Here is a 22,744-nt window from a genome sequence, read left to right as displayed (position 1 = left end):
GTTCGAAGTCAACGCGGCAGAGTCACGAAGATTCCGCTGCCGGTCACTCGTCCGGTTCGATGATTCGATTCTCCGGGAACCGAGCAGGCGGCGGGCCGAAGGCATCGCGGGCATTCTTGATGACACCTTTGCCGACTGCGCGGTTGCCTGCGCCGCCGATCGCCGCACCGATGCCTGCGGGAAGCATCTTGCCGACCAGAAGCGCGCTGCGCTTGGCCAGGTATTTGGTGATGAACTTCTTCACCAGCGACTTGTTCATGCTGGTCATCGAGCCGCCCGGGATGCGGGAGGTGATCAGCGGCCCCCAGTTCTTCGCCGTCTTGCCGACCGTCCGTTGCACGATCTGCATACCCGACTCGCCCAGCGCAACCGAGAGCACCAGGGCGCGTCGTTGCTGGTGGTTCTCGACGGGGATGCCGTGTACGGCGGCCACCGACAGTGTCAGCAGTGCGGAGGACTCGATGAAGAAGGCAGTTTCGGCACCCACCGCTGCGAGCGAGGCGACGGTCCCGACGCCGGGGATCGCCGCGGCACCGCCCACCGCGGAACCGCTGCCGGTTACCGCGAGCAGAAACCGCTTCTCCAGCCGTTCGATGATCTGCGCGGGGTGTCGTACGGGTGTGCTCGACGCACGTGCGCGACGTACTTGTCGACGGCGGGTCCCTGGAGGCGGCTGGCGTTGTCGAGGATGTTGACCAGCGCGCGTTCGAGCTTGCCTCCACCCCCGACCTCGACCTGTGCGTCGTCCTTCTTACCTGCCATGGGTCCTCTTCTCGCCGTCCGCGGTGGTGCCCACCCGGAGACCACTGTAGATATCGACTTCTGTTACCCCGCTTCGCGCTGTTCTACGCTGAGCCGTATGACGGTGGGCGCAGTCTCCGAGGGTTTGCGCTGGTTGCCTTCTGCGCGGCTGCGTTCGTCGGTGCGTCCGTACGACGGGTATTGCCTGCGGGGACACGCCCCCGGGGAGCACGTCGGGATGCCCAGTCCGTATCTGACTCTGATCGTGGCAATCGAGCCCGAGGTGGTAGTTCGCGGTGTGCCGCATCGCGGTGACGGCTCGTTCGAAACCCTCGTCGGTGGGATCTCCTCGACGCCGGTGACGATCGTGCACGACGGCAATCAGTACGGGATTCAGCTTTCGCTCACCCCGCAGGGATCTCGGACGTTGCTCGGTGTTCCGTCCGCCGACTTGGGTGACTGGATCGTACGGCTGGACGACCTGCTGGGGTCCGACGCTGTCGAGATGCGTGAGCGGGTCTGCGCCGCGGCGACGTGGTCCGCACGCTTCGATGTCGTCGATGAGATCCTGGTGCGTAGGTTGATCGGCCAAGAGATCGATCCGCGGTTGGGCTGGGCGTGGGATACGCTCACGGGCGAACCCGCCTCGCGGGTTGCCGACGTCGCGCGCGAAATCGGCTGGAGCACAAGACACTTGATCTCGAAATTCACTGCGGAGTATGGCGTGTCGCCGAAAGTGGCCGCCAGAATCGCCAGGTTTCATCGCTCCCATCAGCTACTACGCCGGCCGATCGTGCAGAGTATGGCGGTCGTCGCCGCCGACTGCGGGTACTACGACCAATCGCACATGAACCGCGACTGGCGCGCGATGGCAGGTATGGCACCTTCGGTGTGGCGCGAGAGAGAAGTGTTCGCATTCGTACAAGACCACGTCATCGAGCGCGGGCACGATGACAGTCATGACTGAAACGCGAACTACCGTGTGGCCGTGCCTGCGTTACGACGATGCTCGTACCGCCATTCGCTTCCTCGTCGATGTTGTCGGGTTCACCGAAGCCGCCGTCCACGGCGAAGGTGACCGTGTCGATCATGCAGAACTGCGCTGGCCGGAAGGCGGGGGCGTCATGCTCGGCAGTGTCCGTGCCGACGGTGCGCTCACCGGTCTGCCGGCCGGCGTCGGTTGTGCCTACGTCGTCACCGATCGCCCCGACGAGATCCATGCACGTGTCGTGGCGGCCGGCGTCACGATTACGCAGCCCTTGCGGGACGAGGACTACGGGAGTCGCGGCTTCACGTGTCGCGACGCCGAAGGCGTCCACTGGTCGTTCGGAACCTACGCGGGGACCCAGTGATCGGCCGGAACGAGCTCGTCAGGCTTGGGCGGCGGGGGAGCGGTTCCGTCGCCGAACGGTGATCCTCCCAGGGATTCGCGGCCGTGGGGTTCGAGCCACCCTGCCAGGTCCGGGCCCTTGGGCACGATCGCCGTCGGGTTGATGTCGGTGTGCACCTCGTAGTAGTGCCGCTTGATGTGGTCGAAGTCGACCGTGTCGCCGAATCCGGGCGTCTGGAACAGATCGCGTGCGTAGTTCCACAGCACCGGCATTTCGCTGAGCTTGCTGCGATTGCACTTGAAGTGGCCGTGGTAGACGGGATCGAAGCGTACGAGGGTGGTGAACAGGCGCACGTCGGCTTCGGTGATGTGCTCGCCGACGAGGTAGCGCTGGGTGGTCAGGCGTTCGACGAGCCAGTCGAGGCGCGTGAACAAGCGGTCGTAGGCCTTGTCGTACGCCTCCTGCGAGCCGGCGAATCCACAGCGGTAGACGCCGTTGTTGACGTCTCGGAACACCAGATCGGCGACCTCGTCGATCTCGGCGCGCAGCGCTTCCGGGTACAGATCGGGGGCACCGTCGCGGTGGTACTGCGTCCATTCGGTCGACAGGTCCAGGGTGATCTGCGGGTAGTCGTTGGTGACGACCTCGCCGGTGGGAACGTCGACGATGGCGGGGACGGTGATGCCGCGCTCGTAGTCCGGGAAGCGAGCGAAGTAGGCGTCCTGCAACCTCGGGATCTGCAGAACGGAGTCGACGCCGCCTGGCTCTTCCTGGAAGTTCCAGCTGCGCGGGTCGTGGGTCGGCCCCGGAATGCCAAGGGACAGCACGTCTTCCAGCCCGAGGAGGCGACGCACGATGATGGATCGATGCGCCCACGGGCAGGCGCGTGCGGCGATCAGTCGATACCGACCCGGTTCCACCGGATAGCCGTCTCGGCCGTCCGCGGTGATTCGCGTCGGAATGTAATTGGTGTCGCGCGTGAATTCCTTGCCCGGTTCCACGTAGGCGGCATCGTCTGCCATTGTGTTCACTCCTCGCATCGATCGGTCCCCGACGACGCTACCCAGTCCGGAGGTACCTCAACCGTGATCGCCGCGAAGCACCGCGGTGTGACGGACGCCGATCTCCACGTAGCCCAGCCGCGCGGCGAGGCGTCGAGCACTGGCGTTCTCCGGTCGCGATCGCCATTGCGGAATCAGGCCGTCGTCGATGGCGTCGTTGGTCGCCAGCCTGCCGACCACCTGGGCGTGGCCTCGTCGGCGATGGTTCGCGTCCGTCAGGACACGCATGTCGGCCAGGATCAGCTGCTGCTCCGAGTAGCCGGCCGACGCGAGGGAGTGCGCCGAGTCCGCAGGCCTGTCGTCGCCGAGCAGAGTGAACCAGTGCCGTGAGACCGGCTCGTCGAACGCCTCGGCGACGTCGGCTTCACTGCAGTGCGCAGCCAGGTTGCGCGCATGCTCCGCTTCGTGGGAGATCAGCGGGTCGTGTACGTCGATGGTGTGGCCGATGTCCGACCCGTAGGCCACGGTGTGTGTGCCGATGTCATAGCGCTCGGATCGGTCACCCAACAGCGCCGAGATCCAGGTGCGGTCGGTACCGGCATGGCCGGTGAGTGTGCGCGAGGCGTCCACCGCCCAGGACGGACCGGAGATCAGGGTGGTCTCGGCCAGTCGCAGGACGGTGATGTCCTCGGTGGCACCGACATGTTCGACGCGGTCGGAGTCGGTGTCGAGGGCTCGATCGTCCATCTGCAGCTGTCGACACCACGCCAACCGGACGATGTCGAGTCGGTGGCGATCGAACGGACCCGCGTCGGGCAGAGGGGAATTCACGCTCGAAACATTAGCCACAGGGCCGCAGGGCTCCATTTCGGTTTCACCGTCCCAAAGCAATCTTTCGAACTTTTTCGCCCCCGGTGTTTCGCTCAGCGCCGATAGATGGCAGACTCGGATTTGAGATTAGAGCTTCGACGTGAAGATCTAGCTCGCTTACAGAAGGTTTACAGAATGACGCAGGGCAGTGTGAAGTGGTTCAACGGCGAAAAGGGCTTCGGCTTCATCGAGCAGGATGGTGGCGGACCGGACGTTTTCGTTCATTACTCGGAGATTCAGGGTAGCGGCTTCAAGTCGCTCGACGAGGGCCAGCGCGTGGAGTTCGAGGTGGGCCAGGGTCAGAAGGGCCCCCAGGCTACCGGCGTCCGCGCCATCTGATTCAAGCTTCGTAACCCGACTTCTCCTGGTGGAGTGAGCTTCTCGAAGTAAATCCCACCAGAAATTCGGTGACAAGGCCGGATACACGGAAGAGATTCCGAGTATCCGGCCTTCGTCTGTCGAAAGGGACATCGACCTCGGTCGATGTCCCTTCTGCATTTCCAGGACATCATGTGCCGTATGTCCGATTGATCCCCAGGTCGGAGCATTGTCCTGGTTGCAGTCGGCCTTCCCGCGAGCTTATATTCCAGTTGGAATAATTCGACTGGGGTATCGGGAGGGAGTGCGATGCGAGGGGCGGCAGTGAACCCGCTGGGCGTATCGGTCCTGGCACTGCTCTCGGAAGGTGCCATGCATCCCTACGAGATGTACCAACTGCTGCTGGAGCGTAAGGAAGATCGAATCGTCAAGGTTCGACCGGGGTCGCTGTACCACGCCGTTGCGCGACTCCACGGGCAGGAACTGGTCGCCGAGGTCGGAACGGACCGCGGCGGCAACCGACCCGAGCGCACCACCTACGAGATCACGCCCGCCGGCCGACGCGTTCTCCTGGACAGGCTCACCGAGATCCTCCGCACCCCGGTGCGTGAGTATCCGCAGTTCACCCTCGGTCTGTCCGAGATGCACAACCTACCGGCGTCCCAGGCGATCGCCCTGCTCCGTGCACGAATCGAAGACCTGTCGCTCGAGATCGAGGAACTGTCCGGTTACCAGCGCCTGGCAGCAGAACGCAAGGTGTCCGAAATCTATTGGGCCGGAATCGATTACACCTACCACATGTTGTCCGCCGAAGTGAATTGGTTGACGAGCTACATCGATCGCGTCGACAGCGGCGCGTTGCCGTGGCCGCACGAGATTTCCGCACACCACACGACCCTGACGGATCGGGACTAGGAGAACAGTATGAACGCCGTCGAGACCGCTCCGCCGCAGAAGGCGATCGAACCCTGGCCCGCCCTGTGGGCACTGTGCCTCGGCTTCTTCATGATTCTGGTCGACACCACCATCGTGGCAGTCGCTCAGCCGGCCATCCTCGCGGGCCTGAACACCGACATCAACAACGTCATCTGGGTCACCAGCGCGTATCTGCTGGCTTACGCCGTGCCGTTGCTCGTCACCGGACGACTCGGTGACAAGTTCGGTCCCAGAAACCTCTACATCGCCGGTCTGGTCGTGTTCACCCTCGCGTCGGCGTGGTGCGGGCTGTCCGGATCCATCGAGATGCTCATCGCTGCGCGTGCCGTGCAGGGTCTCGGCGCTGCGATGATCACCCCGCAGACGATGGCCGTGATCACCCGGGTGTTCCCCGCCGAGAAGCGCGGAACGGCCATGGGAGCGTGGGGTGCCGTCGCGGGGGTGGCGACGCTCGTCGGTCCGATCCTCGGCGGCGTCCTGGTCGACTCACTCGGCTGGGAGTGGATCTTCTTCATCAATCTGCCGGTCGGTGTAGTTGCAATTGCGTTGGCGCTCAAGTTCGTTCCGGTGTTGCCCACCAACGACCACAAGTTCGATCTGCTCGGTGTCGCACTCAGTGCCGTCGGACTGTTCTGCATCGTCTTCGGTATTCAGGAAGGGCAGAAGTACGACTGGGGGACAGGTATCTGGATCCTGATCGGTGTCGGATTACTCGTCTTCGCCGGGTTCGTCTACTGGCAGTCGGTGAACAAGAGCGAACCGCTGGTCCCGTTGGCGCTCTTCCGTGATCGCAACTTCTCGCTCTCCAATATCGGCATCGCCGCAATGGGTTTCGCGATGTCCGGCATGATGTTGCCGATCATGTTCTACGCACAGAGCGTCACCGGGCTCACCCCGACCCGATCGGCACTGCTGTTCGTGCCGATGGCACTGCTGACCGGCATTCTGGCACCCAACGTCGGCAAGCTCGTCGACAGGACACATCCGCGCTACATCGCCGGTTCGGGATTGTTCATCCTGGCCGCATCACTGCTGTGGTTCGCGTACGAGATGACACCCACCACGGCGATCTGGAAGCTGCTGCTCCCCGTCGCCGCAATGGGCGTGGCCAACGCGTTGATCTGGTCTCCGCTGGCGGCCACGGCAACTCGTAATCTTCCGATGAGTCAGGCCGGCGCAGGCTCGGGCATCTACAACACCACCCGCATGATCGGCTCCGTGCTCGGTAGTGCGGGCATCGGCGCGCTCATCCAGTCTCGCCTGGCCGCCGAACTGCCCACCGGTGGATCTGCCTCGGGGGCAAACGAATTCGCCGGCCGAGTGCCCGAGATGCTGCGTGACGGTTTCACGACCGCCATGGCCCAGTCACTGATCCTGCCCGCCGCGGTGTTGATCGTCGGCATGATCGCGGTCTGCTTCTACGCGCGGCCTGCGTTCGAGTAGCCCATGTGAGCGGAACTTCGTAGCCCACTACGAGGCCGGAGTGGAGCCTGCGGAACGACCGCAGGCTCCGCGCTCACATGCGGCGAAGCCGCACTACAGGCCCAGATCGCGGCCGATCAGTTCCTTCATGATTTCGTTCGATCCGGCCCAGATCTTCGTGACGCGAGCGTCTTTCCACGCCCGGGCGGCGCGGTACTCGTTCATGAAGCCGTAGCCACCGTGCAACTGGACGCAGTGGTCGAGAATCTCGTTCTGTACCTGCGAGCTCCACCACTTCGCCTTGGCTGCGTCGATGGCCGTCAGCTCACCGATTCCGTGGGCGGCGATGCAGTTGTCGATGTAGGCCTGTGCCACATCCAGTTTGGTGACGAGCTCGGCGAGCAGGAACTTGTTCCACTGGAGCGAACCTATCTGCTGGCCGAAGGCCTTGCGGTCCTTGGCGTACTGCAGCGTCTCCTCGAGGATCGGGCGCACGTGTCCGAGGTTGGCGACCGAGCAGCTGATGCGTTCCTGGGGGAGCAGCTGCATCATGTGGATGAAGCCACCGTCGAATTCGCCGATCATGTTCGAGCTCGGGACTCGTACGTTCTCGAAGAACAGCTCGGCCGTATCGGACTCGGGCTGACCGACCTTGTCGAGCTTGCGGCCACGGGAGAATCCTTCGGTGCCGTTCTCGACGGCGAAGAGCGTGATGCCCTTGGCCTTCTTCTCCGGCGTGGTGCGGGTGGCGACGATGACGAGGTCCGCGGAGTTGCCGTTGGTGATGAAGGTCTTCGAACCGTTGATGATGAAGTCGTCGCCGTCCTTGACGGCAGTGGTCTTGAGCGCAGCGAGATCCGAGCCGCCGGACGGCTCGGTCATCGCGATCGCGGTGAGGATCTCGCCGCTGCAGAAGCCCGGCAGCCAGCGCTTCTTCTGCTCCTCGGTGGTGAGCTTGACCAGGTAGGGAGCGACGATGTCCACGTGGATTCCGAAGCACGACGCCACCGCGGCACTCGAGCGGGCGAGTTCCTCGGCGAGGACGGCGTTGAATCGGTAGTCCTCGGCTCCGCTGCCGCCGTATTCCTCGGGCACTTCGAGGCCCAGGAATCCGTTGCGACCTGCTTCGAGCCAGATCTCGCGGTCGATGTATCGCTGTTCGACGAGCTTTTCCTCGACCGGTGTGATGGTGCGGGTGACGAACTCGCGTACCGACGCACGGAAGTCCTCGTGATCGGCCTCGAACAGGCTGCGCTTCATCTATCTGTTCCTCTCGGTAACGGTGAGTTACCTGCGCACAATACTCGTTGGTAACAACCGTCCGAGACCGGTGTGGCACTATGCGAACCATGGCTGACGCACCCACTTCGCTCGTTCGATCCACCACCGCGGCAGGCGCCGAGGTCGCCGTCCTCACCTTCGACCACGGCCCGCTCAATCTGTTCGATCAGGCCATGTTCGACGCGGTGGCAGCGAACGTTGCCGACCTCGTCGCGCGGCCCCCTCGTGCGGTGCTGCTTCGCGCCGAGGGCAAGGTCAACTCCGCAGGTGTCGACGTCCATGTGTTCGAGGGCCTGTCCGCCGCACAGGGTGCCGATCTGTGGCGGAATTTGTTCGCACAGATTGCTCATCCGCTCGAGGCGCTGCCCTGCCCGGTGATCTACGCCGCGCACGGTTTGACGCTCACCGCCGCGTTCGAGATCTCGCTGGCCTGCGACATCATTCTCGCCGGTCCCAAGGCCAAGTTCGGTCTGGTCGAGACCGTCGTCGGGTTGACGCCGTCGATGGGTGGCCCGCAGCGCCTCGCCGAGCGGGCCGGTTCGGGTCGGGCTCGTGAGCTCGTCATGACCGGTGACCTGTACGACGCGCAGACACTGAAGGAGTGGGGCGTGGTCAATCAGGTTCACGACGACGTCGATGCCGCGGCGCTCGCGCTGACGCATCGACTGGCCGACGGCCCCACGGTCGCACATGCGGCGACGAAACAGATTGTGGCAGCGTGGCGTTCGGGCGGTGTGGCCCATGCGGACGAGGTCACCTCGGAGGTCTCCGGTGCCCTGTTCGAAACAGAGGATCTGCGGGGTGCGGTGAAGAGCTTCCTCGAGGTCGGTCCGGGTAAGGCGACGTACACGGGCAAGTAGCATCGGGTGAGTGAGTACTGATCAGCTGGCCGAACTGCACCTGCACATCGAGGGGTCACTCGAACCTCCGTTGATATTCGAGCTGGCGGAGCGTAACGGATTGTCGTTGCCGTACAGCGACATCGACGAACTGCGGGCGAAGTACGAGTTCACCGACCTGCAGTCGTTCCTGGATCTGTACTACGCCAACATGGCCGTGTTGCGCACTGCCGAGGATTTTGCCGATCTCGCTCGGGCCTACTTTCGCCGTACGGCGCAGGCCGGGGTGACACACGCGGAGATCTTCTTCGATCCGCAGGCGCACACCGAGCGTGGCGTCCCCCTCGAGGCCGTCGTCGACGGATTGGCGGACGCGTGCGCCTCCAGCGAGCGCGAGTTCGGCGTCACCAGTGGGCTGATCGCGTCGATCCTGCGGGACAAGCCGGTGCTGCACGCCAACCAACTACTCGACGATCTGTTGGCCATGAAGGCCCCCATCATCGGTCTCGGTCTCGATTCCGCCGAGGTGGGTTATCCGCCGTCACTGTTCGTCGACGTGTTCGCCAAGGCGCGCGCCGAGGGACTGCACGTCGTCGCGCATGCGGGCGAAGAAGGGCCGCCGGATTACATCTGGCAGGCACTGGATCTGCTGAAGGTCGAGCGCATCGACCACGGAGTGCGGTGCCTCGAAGACGAAGCACTGGTCGATCGTCTTGTCGAGGAACAGATTCCGCTCACCGTCTGCCCGCTCTCCAACGTTCGGCTCAAGGTGATCGACACCGTCGACCAGCTGCCGTTGCGGCAGATGCTCGAGCGCGGCCTGTCGGTGTCGATCAATTCCGACGATCCCGCCTACTTCGGCGGCTACGTCGACGACAACTTCGCGGCCCTCGAAGCGGGAATGGGTCTCACCACGGCCGAGCGAAAGCAGCTGGCCGAGAACTCGATTCGCGCCAGCTTCGCGACTGTCTAGATCAGCGCGACTGTTCGGATCAGGTCGCCGTCACCGAGATCCGCGGGTAGCCGGTGGCACCGTCGGGAACGGTGTCGGCGGTCTGGTTGGTCTGCAGCTCGCCCGCGGAGTTGGTGGCGCGGGCTCGGATCGCGTGTTGGCCCGAGGGCAGGTCCAGCTCGACGGTCCATTGCCGCCAGGTGTCCTTGGAGTACTCCTCGGACAGTGTGGCCGGCACCCAGTTTCCCTCGTCCACTTGCACTTCGACGGCGTCGATACCGGTGTGCTGATCCCAGGCGACGCCGGCGATGACCGTCTTCCCCGTGGGCACGGAACTGCCCGATCGCGGGGTGTCGATCCGCGAGGCCGTCTTGATCGGCCCGAGCGCGCCCCAACCGCGGTCGGTCCAGTATGCCGTCGCGCGGTCGAAGCGGGTGATCTCGATGTCGGTGACCCACTTGGTCGCCGAGACGTAGCCGTACAGACCGGGTACGACGAGCCGCGCCGGGTAGCCGTGTTCGACGGGCAGCGGTGCGCCGTTCATTCCGACGGCCAGCAGGGCGTCGCGGCCGTCGAGCAGCACTTCGAGGGGAGTGCCCGCGGTGAAGGCGTCACTGCTCGACGACAGTGCCATGTCGGCGTCGGGGGAGATGCCTGCTTCTTCGAGAATGTCCTTGAGCGGGTAGCCGATCCACGTTGCGTTGCCCACGAGGTCGCCGCCGACGATGTTGGAGACACAGGTCAGGGTGACCGTCTTCTCCACGGCCTGGCGCTGCGCCAGGTCGGCGAACGTCAGCTCGATCTCGCGGTCCACCATGCCGTGGATCCGCAACGACCACGTATCCGACGCCACCCGCGGCACGACCAGCGCGGTGTCGATGCGGTAGAAGTCGTCGTTCGGGGTGATGTACGACGCGAGGCCGTCGATCTTCAGGTCCGCCCCGGCCGGGATCGGGGGTTGCGGAGTGGGCGTGGGCAGCATGAAGCCGAGTCGATCCGCGGTGACGGCGCGGGCGGAGGTCAGCATCCGGCCGGCTGTCCCGGCAACGACGCCGAGTACCGCGGCACCGGCGGCGAGGGTCAGGAAGCTACGTCGGTTCATGCCTTCGGTTGCAGGGGCGGCGGCACCGATGAGGGCGTGCAGCACGACGATGCCCACGATGACGCCGCCGATGGTCGGGACTGCGTAGAGCGCGGTGGCGTCGGGTCGAGTCACTGCTGCGAGTACGCCCACAATGCCCAGTGCGGCGAACACCACGGCACCGATCGGCTTTCGGGCGATTCCTGCCGCCGCGGCGATCGCGCCGATCACCACGGCCATGCCGACGAACAGGGCGAGCTTGTCGGAGGTGCCGAACGTGTCGATGGCCCATTCACGGATCGGGGCCGGACTGTTGTCGACGGCCGAGGACCCGACGGCGGTCAGTGGTGACGAGTTGGGTCCGATGGGCACGGCGATCAATTCGCCGACACCGAGGACGACTCCGGCGGCGACGATGCCGGACAGCGCGCGTTTTCCTGTGCTCACTCGCTCCAATGTAAGCGAATTCGTGGTGAGCGGTACTTCGTAGCCTGCTACGAATTACCGCTCACGACAGCAGACGCTCGAGGTAGTCGCTGCCGAACAACTTCTTCGGGTCCATCGAATCGCGAACACGCAGGAAGTCGTCGAAGTGTTCGTAGCAATCGCGCAGCTCGTCGCTACCGAGGGAGTGCAGTTTGCCCCAATGCGGCCTGCCACCGACGCTGAGGCAGATTGCCTCGACGGCGTCGAAGTACTCGCGGTGATCGCGGCGGTGGTACTGGTGGACGGCGATGTAGGCCGTCGGGCGTCCGGATGCGGTGGAGAGCCAGATGTCGTCGCCCGCGGCGAAGCGCACTTCGACCGGGAACGCGATGGACATCGACGACCGTCCGAGCCATCGATCCACCTCGCGCAGCACCCAACCGATCTCGGATGCGGGTACCGCATATTCCATCTCTACGAACTTGACGGTCCGCGACGACGCGAACACCCGGTACGAGCGGTCGATGTACTCGCGAGCCGACAGCGCCCGAGCCGATACCGCATTGACCCGAGGAATCAGTGCGGGTACGCGGGTCACCACCCGGTTGAGGCCCTCGAAGACCGTGTTGGACAGCAATTCGTCGTCGATGTAGGAGCGCACCTTTCCCAACGGCTTCAGCACCACGTCACCGGGCAGGCGGGTGTTGCGTTTGGTCAGCACGCGGTCGGTGTGCGGAAACCAGTAGAACTCGAAGTGGTCGACGGCGGCGACGGTGGCGTCGAGTTCGGCGAGCGTTGCCCGCAACGTCGACGGCTCCTCGACGGCTCGCAGGGCGAAGGCCGGTACGCACTCGAGCGTGACTCGGGTGATGACGCCGAGCGCACCGAGCCCGACGCGGGCCGCGTCGAACAGTTCCGCGTTCTCCTCGCGAGAGCACTGCACGAGTTCGCCGTCCGCGGTCATCAGTTCCACCGTGCACACCTGGGTGGCGATGCCGCCGAAGCGTCCTCCCGTTCCGTGGGTACCCGTGGAGATGGCTCCCGCGATGGACTGTTCGTCGATGTCGCCGAGGTTGGTCATGGCCAGCCCGAGATCCCACAACCGCGCGGTCAGCTCGCGCAGCCGGGTGCCTGCGAGCACTGTCACCAGGGCCGACCCGTCGTCGTCGTGCACCACGGATTCGATGCCGCGCAGCGAATCGAGGCCGATCTGGACGCCGTCGGTCACCGCGATCGGAGTGAAGGAATGGCCGGCCCCGACGCATCGCACCGTGCGAGATCGTTCGACGGCACCGGCCAGCACGACGCGCAGCTCGTCCACCGACGTGGGCTCGGCGCGGTCCGACGGGAACGCGTGTTGATTGCCTGCCCAGTTCTGCCACGACCCCGCGTTCATTCGATCACTATTGCATTGCTCGTACCGCGCGGAGGCGCGCCTGGATCAATCCGAGGCACAGAACTCGGCCGCGCCCTAGGATCGGGTCATGCAATCGAGGCTGCCCGCTGATGTGCGACGCGCACAACTGGTGCAGTCTGCGATCGAGGTCGCCGAGCGCGTGGGAATCGAGTCCCTGACCGTACGTGCTCTGTCGGAGCATGCCGAGGTCACCAAGGGCATCGTGCAGTACCACTTCGAGACCAAGCAGGATCTGGTGATCGCGATGGGCGAGCACCTCATCGTCGACGTCACCGAGATTCTGCACGCCGCGTTGGACAGTGCCGTGGGTACGCGCGAACTCCCGGGCGTCCGCGGTCTGCGAGAGCTGGTGCACGGCGGTCTGAGCGCGGTGTGGTTGCTGATCGAGAAGTCCCCGGATCGGCAGTTGCTCGCCTACGAGATCAAGACCTATCTGTTGCGTCATCGCGCGCTCGGGTCCGCAACGGCCGCCGAGATCGCCACTGGGCAGTACCGAATCCGAGACTCCGAGGCCCGGTTGTTCTTCGAGAAGTGTTCCGCTCACACCGGTACGCGATGGCTCGAGCCGGTGGCGTCGATCGCGCGTTTCGGAATGGCCACCCTCGACGGGCTGGTGCTGCGGTGGTTGGTCGACGGCGACGATCTCGAGGTGCTGGCGCAGATCGACGACCTGTCGGGGCTGATCGCGGGCAAGGCCGTGGACTGCTGAGACTCGGCGTGGTCGATGCTCGCTGGGACTTCTGGGCTGCGGAGTGTTTGACTGTGTAGGCCTGGCAACGACGACGAAGGAATACGCCGCATGAGCTCGATCGCCGGTGTCGCAACCACCGACACGACACCACTGTCCCGTATCGCCGCTGCCACCGAGGGGATCGAATCACCTTTGGCTGCAGTCGATTCGGCTGCCCTCGATGCCAATGCTGCGGCCCTGCGAGCGCGGGCGAATTCGGTGCCGATCAGGATCGCGAGCAAGTCGGTCAGGTGCCGGGCGGTACTGGATCGGGTGCTCGCGGCCGACGGTGTGAACGGGGTCATGGCCTACTCCCTGCGTGAGGCGATCTGGTTGGCACGCAACGGTGTGGAAGACATCCTGATGGGGTACCCGTCGGTCGATCGCACCGCCCTCGCCGAGGTCGTCAACGATCGTGTGCTGTCGGGACGCATCACGCTGATGGTCGACGACGTCGCACAGCTCGACATCGTGCGCGACGCCACCGACAGCGATCTTCTCAAGCCGCGGATCTGTATCGACGTCGATGCCTCGCTGCGGATCGGACCGCTGCACATCGGTGTCCGACGTTCGCCGCTGCGCGAACCCGAGCAGGTCGCCGCCTTCGCGCGGGCGGCGCAGGCGCGCGGGTTCCGGGTGGTCGGTCTGATGTTCTACGAGGCGCAGATCGCCGGTGTGCCCGATGCCAATCGTGCGGTGGAATGGATGAAGTCGCTCTCGTCCCGTGAGATCTCCACGCGCAGAACGGCGGTCGTCGAGGCCGTGACTGCGGCAGTCGGTCGGATCGAGATCGTCAACAGTGGCGGTACCGGGTCGATCGACTTCTCGGCGGCCGATCCGGTCGTCACCGAGGTGACAGCCGGGTCGGGCTTGTTCGCGCCGACGCTCTTCGATCGGTATCGCGCGTTCTCGGCCGAGCCCTCGCTGTTCTTCGCACTGCCCGCGGTGCGCAAGCCGACTCCGCAGATCGCGACGCTGTTCGGTGGTGGCTACATCGCGTCGGGTCCGGCGTCGGCGTCGAGGTCGCCGCGGCCGGTCGCGTGGTCGAGAAGGGCCAGGGGAGTAGTGACGTCCGGTCTGAGGTTGCTGCGCAACGAGGGTGCCGGCGAGGTGCAGACTCCCGTGAGCGGAGCAGGGGAGATCCGGATCGGTGATCGCGTCTGGTTCCGCCATGCCAAGGCGGGTGAGCTGTGCGAGCGGTTCGACACCCTGCATCTGGTGCACGCCGACGGGTCCGTCGAGGTAGTCCCCACTTATCGTGGTGAGGGTATGGCGTTCGGCTGAATCCCGTTCTCGCACAGGCCCATGAACGTTCCGAGAGTGACCAGTCCGGCCGGGGTCGACGGCAGGTACCGGGTCAGTGCCCGCGATCGGATCAGTATCGCGGCCCATTGGCCACGCGAGACCGCGACGTTGAGTCTGTTGCGGGACAACAGGAATCCCATACCTCGCGGAACGTCCTCGATCGCCGACGCGGCCATCGAGATCAGCACCACCGGTGCCTGGCGTCCCTGGAACTTGTCGACGGTGCCCACCGCGACCTCGTCGAGTCCGGCGGCTGCGAGTCGCTCGATGATGACGGCTACCTGCGCGTTGTAGGCCGCGACGACCAGGAAGTCGCCCTGGTGCATGGGCCGCGCACCCTCGAAGGACTGCGGGTCGCGCCATTGCCGGCCTAGCAGAGTCTGCACACGGGTGACGATCTCGTCGGCTTCCTCCACCGAATCGGTGGAATTGCCGTGGTGGTCGAGGTACACGGTGTGGAGTCCAGGTTCCAGCCCTGACAGTGAACGAGCCTGTGTCACCGCACGATTGGATTCGAGTTTGCCCTCGTAGGACAGCGCCGACACCGGGGCACACAGATCGGGATGCATCCGCCATGTCGTGGCCAGGAAGTAACCGCGGTCGACGGGCAGCGTCGGGTGACCGCTGGTGATCCAACCCAGAGCCGACTCGTCGACGGGTTCGGGGTGGGTGCCCTGGCTGACCTGTGGCAGTTGCGCCGGGTCGCCGAGCAGCAGCAGATTACGTGCAGACACCGAGACGGCGATGGTGTTGGCCAGCGAGAACTGCCCGGCCTCGTCGATGACCAGGAGGTCGAGCGATTCGGGCGGGATGCGGCCGGGGTTGGAGAAGTCCCAGGCGGTACCGCCGATCACGCAGCCGTCCTCGGCGTCGGTGACGAATCGGGAGTACTCCGCCGGGTCGACGACGGTGTGGGCTGTCGGTGCCTTCTTGCCCACCCGGCCTGGGTCGACTCCGGCCGCCACGATGGTGTCCAGCACATTGTTGACCACGTGATGCGACTGGCCCACCACGCCGATGCGCCAGCGATGGACGTCGACCAATTCGGCGATCACCCGGGCAGCGGTGTACGTCTTCCCGGTCCCGGGTGGCCCCTGCACGGCAACGTAGGAGTGATCGAGATCGAGCAGGGCCGCCGTGACCGCCGTCGCGTAATCCGCGGCGCGGACCTCGGGAAGGCCTGTGCCGGAGCGGGTTCGGGGTGGGGACAGGGTCAGCAGATCGGCGACGGCCGTGCGCGGAAGGTGCGGCAGTGCCGCACCGACCTCGGCGGCGGCGGCAACGATCGCCTGCTCCAGATACTTGGTCGCCGGAGGCGGCTCGGGTGCGGTGGCGATGGGGAAGTCGGGGTACTCGTCCACTCCCTTGCGGAGGTTCTCCTGCACCACCACCATGTCGAGCGTGCCCTCGTAGCCTGCCTGCACGATCTCGACCGTCGTGGTCGCGCGATGGGTCGGCTGCTGCTTCGGCAGCCCCTCCGGGGCCGGGTCGTCGTAGAGCAGCTTGACCTTCGAGCTCGACAGGACCCCGTTGCTCAGGTGCCCCAGTAGCTTGAGCTGCCGTCGTAGGACGCGTTGATTCGGTGCGGTTTTCATCCAGTCGTGCACCAGTTCGGCGCGCTCGACCTTCTGCACGTCGGCAGCGTCGGCCCACTCGTCCAACGGGTGTGTCAGGCGGTCGAAGTGCGCCCACCAGAACGGCTTTCGTTCGCGTCGGTGATACCCGATGGAACCGGCGAACAGTGCGACGGCCTGTTGCGTCGAGGTGCGCTCCCACGGCAGACCGGCGTACTCGGCGAGTTCGAGCTCGAGCGGGCTGGCGGTGTCCACGGCAGCGTCTTCGAGCTCGAGGTGTTGCGTCGTCCGCGGGTGCACCCCGGCATCCGACGCGCGCGCCAGCAACCAATCCCGCAGTCGCTGTGTCGATTCGCAGTCGGTGCGGTTGTACTCGGCGATCTCGGAGAGCAGTGCCGCGGCCTCGGCGTCCTTGCCCTGATCTCGCAGATCGCACCAGTTCGCGTATTCGACGATCGACGCGGCCGCGTCGGTGACGTCTCCGTCGCGGGCGGCGGGCATGTACAGGGGTTCGAGCTTCTTGATGCTGTAGGACCTGGCTCCGATGCGTACCGCAGATCGCACGATCGGATAGAGGTCGACCAGAACGTCGTCCCGCAGTAGGTCGTCGACCGCGTCCTCACCGACGCCGTAGCGTCCGGCGAGGCGCAGCAGCGCGGTCTTCTCGTACGGCGCGTAGTGGTAGACGTGCATGTTCGGGTAAGCCGCGCGTCGGGTGGTCACGTAGTCGAGGAAGTCGATCAGGGCGCGTCGTTCCTGCGCGCGATCGTGCGCCCAGAACGGCAGGAAGTCGCCGTCGGCGGTGTGGACACCGAACAGGTACTCGAGTCCCCACTCGGAACTGCCTGCCTCTGCCCACAGGGGATCGCCCTCGAAGTCGAAGAAGATGTCGCCCGGATCGGGCTCGGGAATCACACCGAGGGCGTCGGCGTCGAAGATCTCGAACTCGGCGTCGCCGCTGCGCTCCTGGCGCACCTGGAGCTCGGCTTGAGCTCGCAGGTTGGTCAGTGTGCGCGACGACATGCCCTCTACGGTCCCGGTCGACGCAGCCAGCTCGTCCACCGTGGCGATTCCCGCGTCGAGCAGTCTCTCCCGGGTACTCGCGCGCATCCCGGCGACGAGAACCAGGTCGCGGTGCTCTTCCACCTCGATCGTGCAGGCCTCGCACTGCCCGCAGCCGGAGTAGCGCGGGTCGAACCAGTCGACGACGGTGCCCTCGGCGTGGTGCTCGTCGAGGATGTGTTGCAGGTGTTCCCTGGACTGCCGGTAGACCGGAAGGATCTCGGCGAGCGAGTGGACGGAGTCGCTGCCGTCGCCGAGCATCAGGTGCACCTCGTCGCTCGGAGTGATCCCGCCGGACCGCAGCGCGTCCGCGTAGGCCGCCAACTGCAGCAGTGCCGGAACCTTGGCGTGCCGAGAGAGCTTCGTGTCGTACACCGCGTACCGATCGCCCTCGGCCACCAGGAAGTCGCAGAAACCGAGGAATCGTCCGTCGAAGAAGGTCGCCTGACACACCACCGGTGTGCGCGCAGTCAGAGCGGTGAAGGTTGCCCACGCGGCGTCGGCAAGTTCCTGATCGGTACGCCCCGGTCGATCCATCGTCAGGACACCGCCGGGGAACCGCCGCTGGAATGTCTCGAGCTGTCGGCGCTCGTGCTCGAATCCCAGTGCGGAGGTGCGGTCGAGCATCGGATCGGGGGTGGCCGTTGCCCGCGGGATCAGTTCGCTCAGCCCGTCGAGTCGGCGCAGCAGTCCGAATTCGCACGACGCTGCCGCGGCGAGGTCGCTGGCGCTGTAGATGACGCGATCGCCGATGAGGAACACGCGCCCACCCTAGTCACCGCCGGGAGCGGCACCGGTCACGTTGCGCGCGGATGCCGTCGCGAGGAGGCAAAATGATCGAATGCCTTTTTTCGACGGAGCCACCGGTGCTGTCCATTACCGAAACTGGACTGTTCCCGATGCTCGTTTCGGTCTCGTTTTTCTGCACGGTCTCGGCCAGAACAGCGGCCACTATCACCGCTTCGCTCGGGTCCTCAACGGACGCGGAGTCGACGTGTGGGCGGTCGATCACGTGGGCCACGGCCTCACCGAAGGTGAGTTGACCGACGCCGCTCAGATTCCCGGCCTCGCGCAGAATGCGCTGCAGTTGCTCGACATCGCCGAAGCCGAGCACCCCGAGTTGTCGTTCGCCCTGATGGGTCATTCCCTCGGCGCGGCCACGGCCATCGCGGCCCTCGGAGCGCATCCCGAGGCGGTTCGGTGCGCGGTGCTGTGCGGCACCCCCAAGTCCGTGACCGGCTCGGCCAACGATCTCGCCGACAACGTGATTCCGATCCTCGCGGTACACGGAGTCGACGATCGCCTGGCTCCGATCGATGCGGTGCGCGAGTGGATCGGCAGTGTTCCGGACTCGTCACTGCGTGAATTCGAGGACGGGGGCCACGACCTGCTGCACGAGAAGATCCATCTGCAGGTGACCTCGGTGGTGGCGGAGTTCCTCGACGATCACATGTCCTGACCCGACGACGAGGGCCCGGTGCGCATCGCACCGGGCCCTCGTCGTCGGATGGTCGATCTACGAGTAGATCGCCTCGATGTCGCTGCCGCGCTCGGCGTGGATGATGTTGCGCTTGAGCTTCATCGTGGGGGTGAGCTCACCGGTTTCGACGGTGAAATCGTTCTCGAGGATCGTGTACTTCTTGATCTGCTCGGGGTTGGAGACCTTCTTGTTGGCCTCGGCGACGGCCTTGTCGATCTCGGCGACGAGGTCGGCGTTCTTCGACAGCTCCGAGAACGGGATGTCGGCCGAGAGGCCGTGTCGCTCGAGCCAGCCCGGCAATGCCTCGGGGTCGAGGGTGATGAGCGCACCGATGAACGGCTTCGCGTCGCCGACCACGAGGCACTGGCTGATGATCGCGTTCGCGCGGAGGGCGTCCTCGAGCACTGCGGGGGCGACGTTCTTGCCGCCCGCGGTCACGATGATCTCCTTCTTGCGGCCGGTGATCGAGACGTAGCCTTCCTGGTCGATGGTGCCGAGGTCGCCGGTGTGGAACCAGCCGTCGACGATGGCCTCTGCCGTCGCCTTCTCGTTGTGCCAGTAGCCGCTGAACACGACCGGTCCCTTGAGCAGCAGTTCGCCGTCCTCGGCGACCTTCACCGAGTGGCCGTCGATGGGCTTGCCGACGGTGCCGACGCGCTGATCCTTGGTGGTGTTGACGGTGATCGCCGCGCTTGTCTCGGTCAGTCCGTAGCCCTCGTAGACCGGAACTCCTGCACCGCGGAAGAAGTGGCCGAGGCGGGCACCGAGAGGTCCGCCGCCGGACACCGCGCGGGTGCAGTTGCCGCCGAGTGCGGCGCGCAGCTTGGAGTACACGAGCTTGTCGAACACCGTGTGCTTGAGATTCAGGACGAGCCCGGCTCCGCCCTTCTCCTGGGCCTCGCTCCACTCGATGGCCGTCGCGGCGGCCTTGTCGAAGATGGAACCCTTGCCGCCGTCGTGCGCCTTCTGCTTGGCGGAGTTGTAGACCTTCTCGAACACGCGCGGCACTGACAGGATGAAGTCCGGCTTGAACACCGCGAACTGATCCACCAGCGTCGTCACGTCCGAGGTGTGCCCAACGGTCACCTTGGACTCGAACGAGCCGAACGACACGGCGCGGGCGAACACATGCGCCATAGGAAGGAACATCAGTGTGCGATTGCCCTCCTTCATCGAGTCGTGCAGCGCGATCTGGGTGGCCTGAACCTCGGCGTAGAAGTTGGCGTGTGTGAGCTGGACGCCCTTGGGGCGACCGGTGGTGCCCGAGGTGTAGATCAGGGTGGCGGGCGATGCCGCGCTGACCTGATGGCGTCGCGCGTGCAGATCCTCGTCGCTGACCCCGGCACCACGGGTGGTCAGTTCTTCGATGGCTCCGGCGTCGATCTGCAGAACCTCACGCAGATCCTTGGCGCCCTCGGTGACCTCTTTGAGGTTCGAGGCGTGCGCTGCGGTCTCGACGACGAGCAGCTTCGTGGCGGAGTCCTCGAGGATCCATTGCGCCTGATCGGCGGAGGATGTCTCGTAGATCGCGACGGTGCAGCCGCCTGCCGACCAGATGGCGTAGTCGAGGACGACCCACTCGTAACGCGTCGCGCTGAGGATGGCGACTCGGTCGCCGAGTTCGATTCCGGACGCGATCAGTCCCTTGGCCGCTGCGGCGACCTCTTTCGCGAATCGAGCTGCGGTGACGTCGGTCCAGTTGCCGTTCTCCAGTCGCTGGAAGGGTACGAAGTTCGGCGATTCCTTCTCGTACCTGTAGACGGTGTCGGCCATGGATGCGTCGTCAGGAATGGTGAACGACGCCGGCACAGAATATTCGCGCACTGCTGGACCCCTTACGGAAAAATAGCGTGGTAGTTGTGCATTTCATCACATTCGAGGCCGTGGCGCACCATCCGGGGTGTCCGGTTTGTCGACTTTGCCGCGAGTCCGAGGGAGTTGAGTGTGACTCGGGGTACAACTTAACTGCCTGCAGTCGGGTTCGGGCGTCGGGTTGCCGGTGTGAGGCCGCTCGCACCGCATGCCGTCGTGACCGGTTTCGTCACCTGATCAGCGTAGAAGGGGTCGCGGTGCCCGAGCAGGTACTAAACTCGTGCAGCATATGAGCACTTCAGAAACTGAACAGGATGCCGCCGTGACGTCGGACGAGACGAATTCGCCCCCTCAGGAGTCCGCTTCCGATCCGGTCCGCGCGAGCGAGTCGTCCTCGGCGACGGGTGACGACATCACTTTTGCCGATCTCGGCATCGACGAGCGGGTCCTGAAGGCCCTGCGTGACGTGGGGTACGAGTCGCCGTCGCCTATTCAGGCGGCCACCATTCCGCCGCTGATGGCCGGCAACGATGTCGTCGGCCTCGCGCAGACCGGAACCGGCAAGACCGCCGCGTTCGCAGTGCCGATCCTGTCGCGTCTCGACGTCTCGCGTCGAGTACCGCAGGCCCTGGTGCTGGCCCCGACCCGGGAGCTCGCGCTCCAGGTCGCCGAGGCGTTCGGCAAGTACGCCACGCACATTCCGGGTCTGCACATCCTGCCGATCTACGGCGGTCAGGCGTACGGCATACAGCTCTCGGGCCTGCGTAAGGGCGCGCAGATCATCGTCGGTACCCCCGGTCGCGTCATCGACCACCTCGAGAAGGGCACCCTCGACCTGTCCGGCCTCGAGTACCTGGTGCTCGACGAGGCCGACGAGATGCTCAAGATGGGCTTCCAGGAGGACGTCGAGCGCATCCTCTCCGATACCCCGGAGTACAAGCAGGTCGCGTTGTTCTCGGCCACGATGCCTGCCGCGATTCGCAAGATCTCCAAGCAGTATCTGCACGACCCGGTGGAGATCACCGTCAAGACCAAGACGTCGACGGCACCGAACATAACCCAGCGCTACGTGCAGGTGGCGCATCAGCGCAAGCTCGAAGCGCTCACTCGAATCTTCGAGGTCGAAGAGTTCGAGGCCATGATCATGTTCGTCCGCACCAAGCAGGCCACCGAGGAGCTCGCCGAGAAGCTGCGGGCACGGGGCTTCTCGGCCGCGGCGATCAACGGCGACATCGTGCAGGCCCAGCGTGAGCGCACCATCGGCCAACTCAAGAACGGCCAGGTCGACATCCTGGTGGCCACCGATGTCGCGGCTCGCGGTCTCGACGTCGACCGCATCTCGCACGTCATCAACTACGACATCCCGCACGACACCGAGTCCTATGTGCACCGCATCGGTCGCACCGGTCGCGCGGGGCGGGCCGGTCAGGCTCTGTTGTTCGTCGCACCGCGCGAGCGGCATCTGCTCAAGGCCATCGAACGTGCGACGCGTCAGCCGATCACCGAGATGCAGCTCCCCAGCGTCGACGACGTCAATGCGCAGCGCGTGACGAAGTTCAAGGACTCCATCACCGACAGCCTCGGCAACGAGAATCTGGCCTTGTTCCGCCGGCTCATCGAGGACTACGAGCGCGAGCACGATGTGCCGTTGGTCGACATCGCCGCCGCGCTGGCGATCCAGTCGCGCGACGGCGAAGCGTTCCTGTTGAAGCCGGAGCCGCCTGCCCCGCCGCGGGCACCCCGTGAGCCGCGTGAGCCGCGGCCGCCGCGCACGTTCGACGAGGATGCCGCCAGCTCGCATCACCGCAAGACGGGCCAGGAGATGGCGACGTACCGCATCAGCGTCGGCAAGCGTCATCATGTTGCTCCCGGTGCCATCGTCGGTGCCATCGCCAACGAGGGCGGGCTGCGTCGAAGCGACTTCGGGCACATCAGTATTCGTCCCGACCACTCGCTGGTGGAGCTGCCCGCAGATCTTGCCGACGAGACGGTCGAGGCGTTGCGCCGCACCCGTATCAGTGGCGTGCTGATTCAGCTGCAACCCGATTCCGGCCCTCCCGGACGTAGCGGCGGTCCGCGCGGTGGCGGAAAGTTCAAGGGGAAGCGCTAGCGCGCACGCACGACCCCAGCGCGAGCGTTTGGTGGATCCGGCCTCGGGTATCCGCC

General features: G+C 65.2%; 18 protein-coding genes and 1 pseudogene. 11 read left to right on the top strand and 8 right to left on the bottom strand.

Annotated features, from left to right (window positions below; genetic code table 11):
* Window positions 1–43 precede the first annotated feature (43 nt).
* Window positions 44–762 (bottom strand): annotated as a pseudogene (locus tag CH274_RS25345) (hypothetical protein).
* A 97-nt stretch (window positions 763–859) separates the two neighbouring features.
* On the opposite strand from CH274_RS25345, the gene CH274_RS25340 reads away from it, so the two are divergent.
* Window positions 860–1,708, top strand: coding sequence for a helix-turn-helix domain-containing protein (locus tag CH274_RS25340; protein ID WP_176459376.1), 849 nt, complete (start codon window positions 860–862; stop codon window positions 1,706–1,708).
* On the top strand, window positions 1,692–2,093 hold the full coding sequence (locus CH274_RS25335; RefSeq protein ID WP_176459377.1) for a VOC family protein: 402 nt from the start codon (window positions 1,692–1,694) through the stop codon (window positions 2,091–2,093). The genes CH274_RS25340 and CH274_RS25335 overlap by 17 nt, the downstream gene beginning before the upstream one ends.
* On the opposite strand, the gene CH274_RS25330 is transcribed toward CH274_RS25335, so the two are convergent.
* Both CH274_RS25330 and CH274_RS25325 read right to left on the bottom strand, forming a co-directional pair.
* Window positions 2,075–3,094 (bottom strand): glutathione S-transferase family protein, encoded by a 1,020-nt coding sequence (locus CH274_RS25330; protein ID WP_094659288.1) that lies wholly within the window; start codon window positions 3,092–3,094, stop codon window positions 2,075–2,077. The genes CH274_RS25335 and CH274_RS25330 overlap by 19 nt on opposite strands.
* A gap of 57 nt (window positions 3,095–3,151) precedes the next feature.
* Window positions 3,152–3,904 (bottom strand): GNAT family N-acetyltransferase, encoded by a 753-nt coding sequence (locus CH274_RS25325; protein WP_094629617.1) that lies wholly within the window; start codon window positions 3,902–3,904, stop codon window positions 3,152–3,154.
* Between the two features lie 174 nt (window positions 3,905–4,078).
* On the opposite strand from CH274_RS25325, the gene CH274_RS25320 reads away from it, so the two are divergent.
* The 3 genes from CH274_RS25320 to CH274_RS25310 all read left to right on the top strand — a co-directional run bounded on the left by CH274_RS25320 (window position 4,079) and on the right by CH274_RS25310 (window position 6,640).
* Window positions 4,079–4,282 carry a cold-shock protein gene (locus CH274_RS25320; protein ID WP_008714360.1) on the top strand — a complete coding sequence of 68 codons (204 nt, stop codon included), beginning with the start codon at window positions 4,079–4,081 and terminating at the stop codon, window positions 4,280–4,282.
* A 288-nt stretch (window positions 4,283–4,570) separates the two neighbouring features.
* Window positions 4,571–5,176 carry a PadR family transcriptional regulator gene (locus CH274_RS25315; RefSeq protein WP_032396495.1) on the top strand — a complete coding sequence of 202 codons (606 nt, stop codon included), beginning with the start codon at window positions 4,571–4,573 and terminating at the stop codon, window positions 5,174–5,176.
* Between the two features lie 9 nt (window positions 5,177–5,185).
* Window positions 5,186–6,640, top strand: coding sequence for a DHA2 family efflux MFS transporter permease subunit (locus CH274_RS25310; RefSeq protein WP_094659287.1), 1,455 nt, complete (start codon window positions 5,186–5,188; stop codon window positions 6,638–6,640).
* 93 nt (window positions 6,641–6,733) lie between these two features.
* Here the strand turns inward: CH274_RS25310 and CH274_RS25305 are convergent, their stop codons facing one another.
* Window positions 6,734–7,879: an acyl-CoA dehydrogenase family protein gene (locus CH274_RS25305; protein WP_032396497.1), complete on the bottom strand. Its 1,146-nt coding sequence runs from the start codon at window positions 7,877–7,879 to the stop codon at window positions 6,734–6,736.
* An 89-nt stretch (window positions 7,880–7,968) separates the two neighbouring features.
* Here CH274_RS25305 and CH274_RS25300 point away from each other — a divergent pair, with 89 nt between their 5' ends.
* Both CH274_RS25300 and CH274_RS25295 read left to right on the top strand, forming a co-directional pair.
* Window positions 7,969–8,760 (top strand): enoyl-CoA hydratase/isomerase family protein, encoded by a 792-nt coding sequence (locus tag CH274_RS25300; RefSeq protein WP_094659572.1) that lies wholly within the window; start codon window positions 7,969–7,971, stop codon window positions 8,758–8,760.
* A gap of 10 nt (window positions 8,761–8,770) precedes the next feature.
* Window positions 8,771–9,712 carry an adenosine deaminase gene (locus CH274_RS25295; protein WP_094659286.1) on the top strand — a complete coding sequence of 314 codons (942 nt, stop codon included), beginning with the start codon at window positions 8,771–8,773 and terminating at the stop codon, window positions 9,710–9,712.
* A gap of 19 nt (window positions 9,713–9,731) precedes the next feature.
* Here the strand turns inward: CH274_RS25295 and CH274_RS25290 are convergent, their stop codons facing one another.
* Entirely contained in the window at window positions 9,732–11,219 is a 1,488-nt protein-coding gene (locus CH274_RS25290; protein WP_094659285.1) for a molybdopterin-dependent oxidoreductase, read from the bottom strand.
* Between the two features lie 61 nt (window positions 11,220–11,280).
* On the bottom strand, window positions 11,281–12,594 hold the full coding sequence (locus CH274_RS25285) for a D-arabinono-1,4-lactone oxidase (protein ID WP_094659284.1): 1,314 nt from the start codon (window positions 12,592–12,594) through the stop codon (window positions 11,281–11,283).
* Between the two features lie 88 nt (window positions 12,595–12,682).
* Between CH274_RS25285 and CH274_RS25280 the strand changes: the two genes are divergently transcribed.
* Entirely contained in the window at window positions 12,683–13,324 is a 642-nt protein-coding gene (locus tag CH274_RS25280) for a TetR/AcrR family transcriptional regulator (RefSeq protein WP_032396501.1), read from the top strand.
* Window positions 13,325–13,414: 90 nt separating this feature from the next.
* Window positions 13,415–14,629 carry an alanine racemase gene (locus CH274_RS25275; protein WP_094659283.1) on the top strand — a complete coding sequence of 405 codons (1,215 nt, stop codon included), beginning with the start codon at window positions 13,415–13,417 and terminating at the stop codon, window positions 14,627–14,629.
* Here the strand turns inward: CH274_RS25275 and CH274_RS25270 are convergent.
* Window positions 14,599–18,048 carry a TM0106 family RecB-like putative nuclease gene (locus CH274_RS25270; protein ID WP_094659282.1) on the bottom strand — a complete coding sequence of 1,150 codons (3,450 nt, stop codon included), beginning with the start codon at window positions 18,046–18,048 and terminating at the stop codon, window positions 14,599–14,601. The two genes, CH274_RS25275 and CH274_RS25270, sit on opposite strands and share 31 nt — an antisense overlap.
* 79 nt (window positions 18,049–18,127) lie before the next feature.
* Here CH274_RS25270 and CH274_RS25265 point away from each other — a divergent pair, with 79 nt between their 5' ends.
* On the top strand, window positions 18,128–18,745 hold the full coding sequence (locus tag CH274_RS25265; RefSeq protein ID WP_045199264.1) for an alpha/beta hydrolase: 618 nt from the start codon (window positions 18,128–18,130) through the stop codon (window positions 18,743–18,745).
* 57 nt (window positions 18,746–18,802) lie between these two features.
* Here CH274_RS25265 and CH274_RS25260 read toward each other — a convergent pair whose 3' ends face one another.
* Window positions 18,803–20,590 (bottom strand): AMP-dependent synthetase/ligase, encoded by a 1,788-nt coding sequence (locus tag CH274_RS25260; protein WP_032396505.1) that lies wholly within the window; start codon window positions 20,588–20,590, stop codon window positions 18,803–18,805.
* Window positions 20,591–20,867: 277 nt separating this feature from the next.
* Between CH274_RS25260 and CH274_RS25255 the strand changes: the two genes are divergently transcribed.
* Window positions 20,868–22,688: a DEAD/DEAH box helicase gene (locus CH274_RS25255; protein ID WP_256993691.1), complete on the top strand. Its 1,821-nt coding sequence runs from the start codon at window positions 20,868–20,870 to the stop codon at window positions 22,686–22,688.
* Window positions 22,689–22,744: the final 56 nt, after the last annotated feature.

Origin of the sequence: Rhodococcus sp. 06-418-5 (genome assembly GCF_002258285.1) — a bacterium.
GTDB lineage: Bacteria > Actinomycetota > Actinomycetes > Mycobacteriales > Mycobacteriaceae > Rhodococcoides.
Note: the sequence above shows the minus strand (reverse complement) of the source record. Positions and strands in the feature narration are given on the sequence as shown.